At 44.9% G+C, this 6,131-nt stretch carries 9 protein-coding genes and 2 pseudogenes; 10 read left to right on the top strand and 1 reads right to left on the bottom strand.

Annotation, left to right across the window (positions count from 1 at the left end; genetic code table 11):
• Nucleotides 1-38: 38 nt before the first annotated feature.
• From Q0256_RS11615 to fmt, 3 genes and pseudogenes are all read left to right on the top strand, one after another.
• Nucleotides 39-116: pseudogene (locus tag Q0256_RS11615) on the top strand (hypothetical protein); the annotation flags it as partial.
• A 13-nt stretch (nt 117-129) separates the two neighbouring features.
• Entirely contained in the window at nt 130-357 is a 228-nt protein-coding gene (locus Q0256_RS06755; protein WP_297961482.1) for a hypothetical protein, read from the top strand.
• Nucleotides 354-1,274 carry a methionyl-tRNA formyltransferase gene (gene fmt / locus Q0256_RS06750; protein ID WP_297961479.1) on the top strand — a complete coding sequence of 307 codons (921 nt, stop codon included), beginning with the start codon at nt 354-356 and terminating at the stop codon, nt 1,272-1,274. The genes Q0256_RS06755 and fmt overlap by 4 nt, the downstream gene beginning before the upstream one ends.
• 78 nt (nt 1,275-1,352) lie before the next feature.
• On the opposite strand, the gene Q0256_RS06745 is transcribed toward fmt, so the two are convergent.
• Nucleotides 1,353-1,544, bottom strand: a complete 192-nt coding sequence (locus tag Q0256_RS06745) for a hypothetical protein (RefSeq protein WP_297961476.1) — start codon at nt 1,542-1,544, stop codon at nt 1,353-1,355.
• A 229-nt stretch (nt 1,545-1,773) separates the two neighbouring features.
• Here Q0256_RS06745 and Q0256_RS06740 point away from each other — a divergent pair, with 229 nt between their 5' ends.
• The 7 genes and pseudogenes from Q0256_RS06740 to Q0256_RS06710 form a co-directional block, all read left to right on the top strand.
• Nucleotides 1,774-2,409 carry a biotin--[acetyl-CoA-carboxylase] ligase gene (locus Q0256_RS06740; RefSeq protein WP_297961473.1) on the top strand — a complete coding sequence of 212 codons (636 nt, stop codon included), beginning with the start codon at nt 1,774-1,776 and terminating at the stop codon, nt 2,407-2,409.
• Nucleotides 2,406-3,197, top strand: a complete 792-nt coding sequence (locus Q0256_RS06735) for a ParA family protein (protein WP_177389424.1) — start codon at nt 2,406-2,408, stop codon at nt 3,195-3,197. Before Q0256_RS06740 ends, Q0256_RS06735 begins: the two co-directional genes overlap by 4 nt.
• Complete coding sequence (locus tag Q0256_RS06730; RefSeq protein WP_297961470.1) at nt 3,185-4,048, top strand: ParB/RepB/Spo0J family partition protein; 864 nt, start codon at nt 3,185-3,187, stop codon at nt 4,046-4,048. Before Q0256_RS06735 ends, Q0256_RS06730 begins: the two co-directional genes overlap by 13 nt.
• A gap of 74 nt (nt 4,049-4,122) precedes the next feature.
• Nucleotides 4,123-4,545, top strand: coding sequence for a F0F1 ATP synthase subunit B' (locus Q0256_RS06725; protein ID WP_297894462.1), 423 nt, complete (start codon nt 4,123-4,125; stop codon nt 4,543-4,545).
• A 10-nt stretch (nt 4,546-4,555) separates the two neighbouring features.
• On the top strand, nt 4,556-5,071 hold the full coding sequence (locus Q0256_RS06720) for a F0F1 ATP synthase subunit B (protein ID WP_297961467.1): 516 nt from the start codon (nt 4,556-4,558) through the stop codon (nt 5,069-5,071).
• Nucleotides 5,071-5,601 carry a F0F1 ATP synthase subunit delta gene (locus Q0256_RS06715; RefSeq protein ID WP_295099002.1) on the top strand — a complete coding sequence of 177 codons (531 nt, stop codon included), beginning with the start codon at nt 5,071-5,073 and terminating at the stop codon, nt 5,599-5,601. Before Q0256_RS06720 ends, Q0256_RS06715 begins: the two co-directional genes overlap by 1 nt.
• A gap of 11 nt (nt 5,602-5,612) precedes the next feature.
• Nucleotides 5,613-6,131, top strand: a pseudogene (locus Q0256_RS06710) (F0F1 ATP synthase subunit alpha); the annotation flags it as partial.

The following is a 6,131-nucleotide window of genomic DNA, read 5'->3' as shown; positions in this document are numbered from 1 at the left end:
ACGGCGCGCTGAGCTTACAGGAGTGGACGACGAGCGAGGTGCCGTCTGGGCTGAGAGTAGAGCTAAATCTGCGCTCAGACTCGGAATTTAAGAGGCTCGATGCTAATCGTGACGGCAAGATTAGCCTAGATGAGCTGGGGGCGAAACCGTCTGCAAAGATTTATTGGTCCGAAGATCCGTGCGCTTTTTGGCCTTGGCCAGACGGATCCGAGGATAAAAATCAATCCGCTGTCAAATAAGGCGCACGAGCATGAACCAGGTTTTACTCACGGTCTGCGTAAAATTTATTTCGCTTGCGGCCGGCGCCTGCATGATCGCTCGCGCCGTGATTTGGCTAAATTTAAAGGAAAAGAATGAATATAGTTTTTATGGGAACGCCCGAGTATGCGGCTAAAATTTTACGCGCGCTTGCGGGTGCGAAATTTAATATCGCGGCCGTCTTTACGCAGCCCGATAAACCCGTCGGCAGGAAGCAAATTTTAACTCCGAGCGAGGTTAAAGTTTATGCACAGCAGTATCTGCCCGCCGTGCCGATCTTTCAGCCAGCGAGCTTAAAAGACGAAGCGGCCCGAGCACAGATAAAAGAGCTAAAGCCTGATTTTATCGTGGTTGCCGCATACGGTAAAATTTTGCCGCAAAGCGTGCTTGATATCGCGCCTTGCATAAACCTGCACGCTTCGATCCTGCCTAAATATCGCGGTGCGAGCCCGATCCAAAGCGCGATCTTGGCTGGCGAAAAGCAGACGGGCGTGACGGCGATGCTGATGGATGCGGGGCTTGACACGGGCGATATGCTTGATTTTGCCTACACGCCTTGCGAGGATAAAACGGCGGCGCAGCTGTTTGACGAACTGGGTGATCTAGCGGGCGAGCTGATAGTGCGAGTGCTGCGAAATTTTACAAATTTGACGCCGCTTAAGCAAGAGGGCGCACAGGCTACGCACTGCAAAAAAATAAGCAAATCAGGTGGGCTTTTTGGCTTTGAGCAGAGTGCGGAGCAGATTTATAATAAATTTCGCGCGCTAACGCCCTGGCCGGGGATATATCTAGCTAGTGGGTTAAAAATTTTAGAACTAGAGCTTTTGCGTGAATCCTGCGGGCGTAAATTTCAGCGCGCGGGCGAAATTTTGCACGTTGATAAGCCCAGTTTTTGCGTTTCTTGCGGTGAGGGTGCGGTTAAGATCACAAAGGTGCAAGAGCCAGGCAAAAAGCCCGTGGACGCTAGCGCGTATCTAAATGGCAAGCGGCTAAAGATCGGCGATCTGCTATGCTAAGCGGGATTTTAAATTCTCGCGTTTTATGCCGCGCTTATGATGCTATGCGGGGATTTTATTTGCGCCGCACTTTTGGCGTTACGACGGAATTTTGCCCCAGGTATCGCTGCGATCGTGAAGTAAAATTTTGCCGTGCGGAATTTCGAAGCGAAGCTCCAAAATCAAGGCTTTATAAAATTTTAAAACCTCGCTTCTATGCTCTAAAATTTTACGCTCACAGGAGCTTAAAATTTCGCCGCCGCGGTTACGGATCTTGCGGCGTCGCACCAAACACGCACCATTTAAAATTCTATGATCGTGCCGCAGAATTTTTGCGAGACAGGGCTTTAAAATTTTATCGAAATGCCGCTGGGAAAATCCGCGTTGCCGAAAAATTTAGCAAGATCGTAAAATTTAATGGTGCTAAATTTTATCTTGTCTCAAAATTCTATCGCTATGAGGAATTTAAACGTTTGCAATATTTCAAGGCGAGCCCTTCGTCTTACGCAAGGAGCGGGTTTTGCAAGTAGAATTTGTAGAGCAAATGCCCTCTACGCAGGAGTTTTTAGTAGACGCCGTGCGCGAAGGCAGGATAACGCCGCCTTTTGCGATCGCCGCAAATCGCCAAAGCGCCGGTATCGGCTCGCGCGGCAATGATTGGGAGGGCGCGAGCGGCAACCTCGCATTTTCGTTCTGTGTCGCGCAGAGCGATCTGCCTGCAGATGTGCCGCCTCAGTCGGCGAGCATATATTTTGCGATGATTATGCAGGAGCTTCTCGCATCGCTCGGCTCTCAGCTTTGGCTTAAATGGCCTAACGATTTTTATCTAGGCGAGCGCAAAATCGGTGGGACGATGACGAATAAGATCAAAAATACCCTCGTCTGCGGCATCGGCATGAACCTACTCGGCGCGCCCGAATATGCGGGAATTTTAGATATAAAAATCAGCGCAAAAGACGCTATAGAGGGCTTTTTTGCGCTATATGAAAATAAAATCTCGTGGAAGCAAATTTTTAGAAATTTTTCGTTACAATTCCAAAAATCGCAAAAATTTAGCGTTCATCTAGGCGGTGAAAAAATTTCGCTTGCGCAGGCTAAACTTTGCGAAGACGGATCGATCATAATAAATGAAGAAAGGGTTTATGCTTTAAGATGAGTGAAGTAATTACGATTGCCAATCAAAAAGGCGGCGTCGGCAAGACGACCACAGCGGTCAATCTTGCTGCGTCGCTAGCGATAAAGAAAAAGCGGGTCCTGCTGATTGACGTAGATCCTCAGGCGAACGCTACGACCGGACTTGGCTTTAACCGCAGCGACTTTGAATTTAACATTTATCACGTCTTAACGGGGCGTAAGAGCATGTCCGAAGTGATCCAAAAGACCGAACTTGAGTTTATGGATCTGGTGCCGTCAAACATCGGACTTGTAGGTATCGAGCGCGAAGTAAGCGAAGAGAAAGACTTCAAACTAATGCTAAAAAATAAAATTTCCGAGGTTAAGGACAGATACGATTTCATCATCATCGATTCACCGCCGACGCTGGGTAGCATTACGGTAAATGCCTTGGTCGCAAGCGATAGCGTCATCATCCCGATTCAGTGCGAATTCTATGCACTTGAAGGTGTCGCGCTGATCCTAAATACCGTAAAAGTCGTCAAGCAAACGCTCAATAAAAATTTAAAAATTCGCGGATTTTTGCCGACAATGTACAGCTTGCAAAACAATCTCGCCAAAGAGACAGTCGCGAATTTACGCGAGTATTTTGATGATAAGCTCTTTCGTATCGGCAAGAGTGATGATCTAGTCATCATCCCGCGCAATATCAAGCTAGCCGAAAGCCCAAGCTTTGGCAAGCCGGTGGTTTTATACGATATAAAATCTGCTGGTTCCATCGCCTATCAAGACCTCGCTAAATCCATAATGGAGCAAAAATGGGCAAGGTAAAAAGAGCGCTCGGGCGCGGGCTCGGTGCGATTTTAGACGACGTAGAAAGCTCCTATAACAGGGAGCTAGAAAGCGGAAATGCCGATAGCTTAGTTATCGAAATCGATGTCGATAAAATCGAGCCAAATCCATATCAACCGCGTCAAAGCTTCGATGAGGAGGCACTTAGGCAGCTAAGCGAGAGCATCGCTCGCCACGGGCTTATTCAGCCTATCATTGTTATTCAAAAGGACGATTCTTACGTCCTTATCGCCGGCGAGCGACGCCTAAGAGCGACGAAGCTTTTGGGCGAGAGTACAATCAAAGCCGTAGTCGCAGACATAAAATCTCAAAATTTAAGAGAGCTTGCCCTCATCGAAAATATACAGCGCGAGGATCTAAATCCTATTGAGCTTGCTAAGTCCTATAAGGAGCTTATCGGTGAATATAGGATCACGCAAGAGGAGTTAGCCGACATCATCAAAAAGTCCCGCACGCAGATTACCAACACGCTAAGACTTTTAAATTTATGCTCCGAAGTGCAAGACGCCATAAGCGCAGATAAAATTTCGCAAGGGCACGCCAAGATAATGGTTGGACTTGAAAAAGAGGATCAAATTTTAGCGCTAAATACCATTTTAGGACAGCGTCTAAGCGTAAGAGATACCGAAAATTTAGTAAAAAAGCTCAAAGATAAAACCGTTCCGAAAGAGAAAAAGCCTGGTGCGGAATTTCAAAGCTTCAAGCCCGAACTTTTAAAGCTAAAGGCCAAGCTTGATCAATTTGGTAAAATAAGTATCAAAGAGCGTAAAATTTCGATCGAATTTAGCGAAATTTTACAAATTTCCGAGTTTTTAAAGAAAATCGGATGATTTTTTATAGTGTATTTTAATTTTTCATATTGTAAAATACGCATTTTGTTTAAAACTAACCTGGAGGAGGTGCGATGCTAGACGTAAGTTTGACCGCCATGATAACGACCATCGTCGTATTTTTAGCTTTGATTTACTTCTTAAATATCAAGCTTTATAGACCGCTACTTTTGCATATGGAAAAGCGAGAAGCTATTATTAAAGAAGATGAGGCAAATGCGATGAAAAACGCGCAGGATGCAGATGCCGATAAAGCAGAGATCGTACGAATCATGGATGCTGCGAAGTTGCAAGCTGTTAAAATAAAGCAAGAGGCGATGGATAGCGCGAAGCAGGCTGCCGCCAGAGAAATAGCCGAGAAAAAAGCCGCGATGGAGGAGGATTTTGATCAATTTTTAGGCGGTTTGGATGAGCAAAAGCGCAACCTAAAAAATGATTTGCAAGCCAAAATTCCGGAATTTAAAAATGCCCTAAGTAGCGCTGTGGCTAAAGTATGAGGTTTTCAGTATGAAAAAATATCTATTTTTATTTATCATTCCGGCGTTTGTTTTAGCAAGCGGTGGGCACGATGGAGTCAAAGACTACGACGTGCTGTGGCGAAGCATAAATTTCATTTTGTTTTTCGGAATTTTGTTTTATCTTTTAAAAGGTCCCGCAAAAGCAGCATATCAAGGTAGAATCGACGGCATCGCATCTAGACTTGAAGCTAATCAAAAAATTTTAAAAGAGTCCGCAACTCGCAAAGAGCAAGCTAAAAAAGATCTGCAAGATGCCAAGGTTCAAGGCGCAGCTTTAATCGAAACCGCTAAAAAAGAGATCGTGTTCGCTGCCGAAAAGATAAAAAATGCAACCGAGCAAGAGATTTCGAATTTGCAAAAATCTTTCGACGAGCAGAAGAGCTTTGAGGCGCGTAAGATCAAAAAAGAGGTCGTAAGCGAGATACTGGATGACGTTTTTGCATCGGATGACATTAAATTCGGTCAAGACAAACTGGTTAAAATCGTAGAGAAAAAGGTCGGATAATGATAAATAACACCTCAAAAAGATATGTAAACGCCCTGATACTGAGCTATAAAAAAGATGAACTAGGCTCTGTTTTGCAGACGCTCGAGAGCGTTGCGAGTGCATTTAGAATTCCAAAATTCCAAGATATTGTAAAATCTCCGACGCTAAAAGAGGAATCCAAGGTGGAACTTATTGCGTCGTTTATAAAAAATCCAAGCGAAAAAATCGTAAATTTTATTAAACTCCTAGCTAAAAATAGGCGTATTGCGCTAATTCCACAGATAGTCGAGGAACTGCGCAAGAATATTGCGGCGCTGGATAATAAATATTTGGGTAAAATTTATTCCGCCACCGAAATAGACGCCGCGAAAATAAAAGAGCTAGAGACTAAAATTTCAAAGAAATTCAATGCAGATATTACTCTGCAACCCGTTAAAAGCGAGCTTGAAGGCATTAAGATCGAAGTGGAGGATCTTGGATTTGAGATTAGTTTTTCAGTTGATAGATTGAAACAAAAAATGAGCGAATATATTTTAAAAGCAATTTAAAGGAGTAAAGCGTGGGTGCGAAAATTAAGGCAGACGAAATCAGCAGCATAATCAAAGAGCGAATCGAAAATTTCGATCTTAGCGTTGATATCGAAGAAACCGGTAAGGTCGTTTCGGTCGCAGACGGCGTTGCCAATGTTTACGGCTTAAAAAACGTAATGGCTAACGAGATGGTCGAATTCGAAAACGGAGCTCGTGGTATCGCGTTAAATTTAGAGGAGAGCAGTGTCGGCATCGTTATTTTAGGCGATACTAGTGGTATTAACGAAGGTAGTAGCGTTAAAAGACTGGGTAAGCTTTTGCGCGTTCCGGTAGGTGATGCTCTAATAGGTCGCGTAGTAAATGCCCTGGGCGAGCCGATCGACGGCAAGGGTGCGATAGAGACCAGCGATACTAGATTTGTCGAAGAAAAGGCTAAAGGCATCATGGCTCGTAAATCCGTCCACGAACCGCTTCAAACCGGTCTTAAAGCGATAGACGCGTTAGTGCCGATCGGTCGCGGACAGCGCGAGCTCATCATCGGCGACCGC

This window comes from uncultured Campylobacter sp., from assembly GCF_937949835.1.
GTDB lineage: Bacteria > Campylobacterota > Campylobacteria > Campylobacterales > Campylobacteraceae > Campylobacter_B.
Note: the sequence above shows the minus strand (reverse complement) of the source record. Positions and strands in the feature narration are given on the sequence as shown.

Excerpts from the sequence above, each read along its gene's own strand:
- Q0256_RS06755 (WP_297961482.1), top strand. The coding sequence starts at position 130 with ATGAGCTGGGGGCGAAACCGTCTGCAAAGATTTATTGGTCCGAAGATC.
- fmt (WP_297961479.1), top strand. The coding sequence starts at position 354 with ATGAATATAGTTTTTATGGGAACGCCCGAGTATGCGGCTAAAATTTTA.
- Q0256_RS06735 (WP_177389424.1), top strand. The coding sequence starts at position 2,406 with ATGAGTGAAGTAATTACGATTGCCAATCAAAAAGGCGGCGTCGGCAAG.
- Q0256_RS06730 (WP_297961470.1), top strand. The coding sequence starts at position 3,185 with ATGGGCAAGGTAAAAAGAGCGCTCGGGCGCGGGCTCGGTGCGATTTTA.
- Q0256_RS06725 (WP_297894462.1), top strand. The coding sequence starts at position 4,123 with ATGCTAGACGTAAGTTTGACCGCCATGATAACGACCATCGTCGTATTT.
- Q0256_RS06720 (WP_297961467.1), top strand. The coding sequence starts at position 4,556 with ATGAAAAAATATCTATTTTTATTTATCATTCCGGCGTTTGTTTTAGCA.
- Q0256_RS06715 (WP_295099002.1), top strand. The coding sequence starts at position 5,071 with ATGATAAATAACACCTCAAAAAGATATGTAAACGCCCTGATACTGAGC.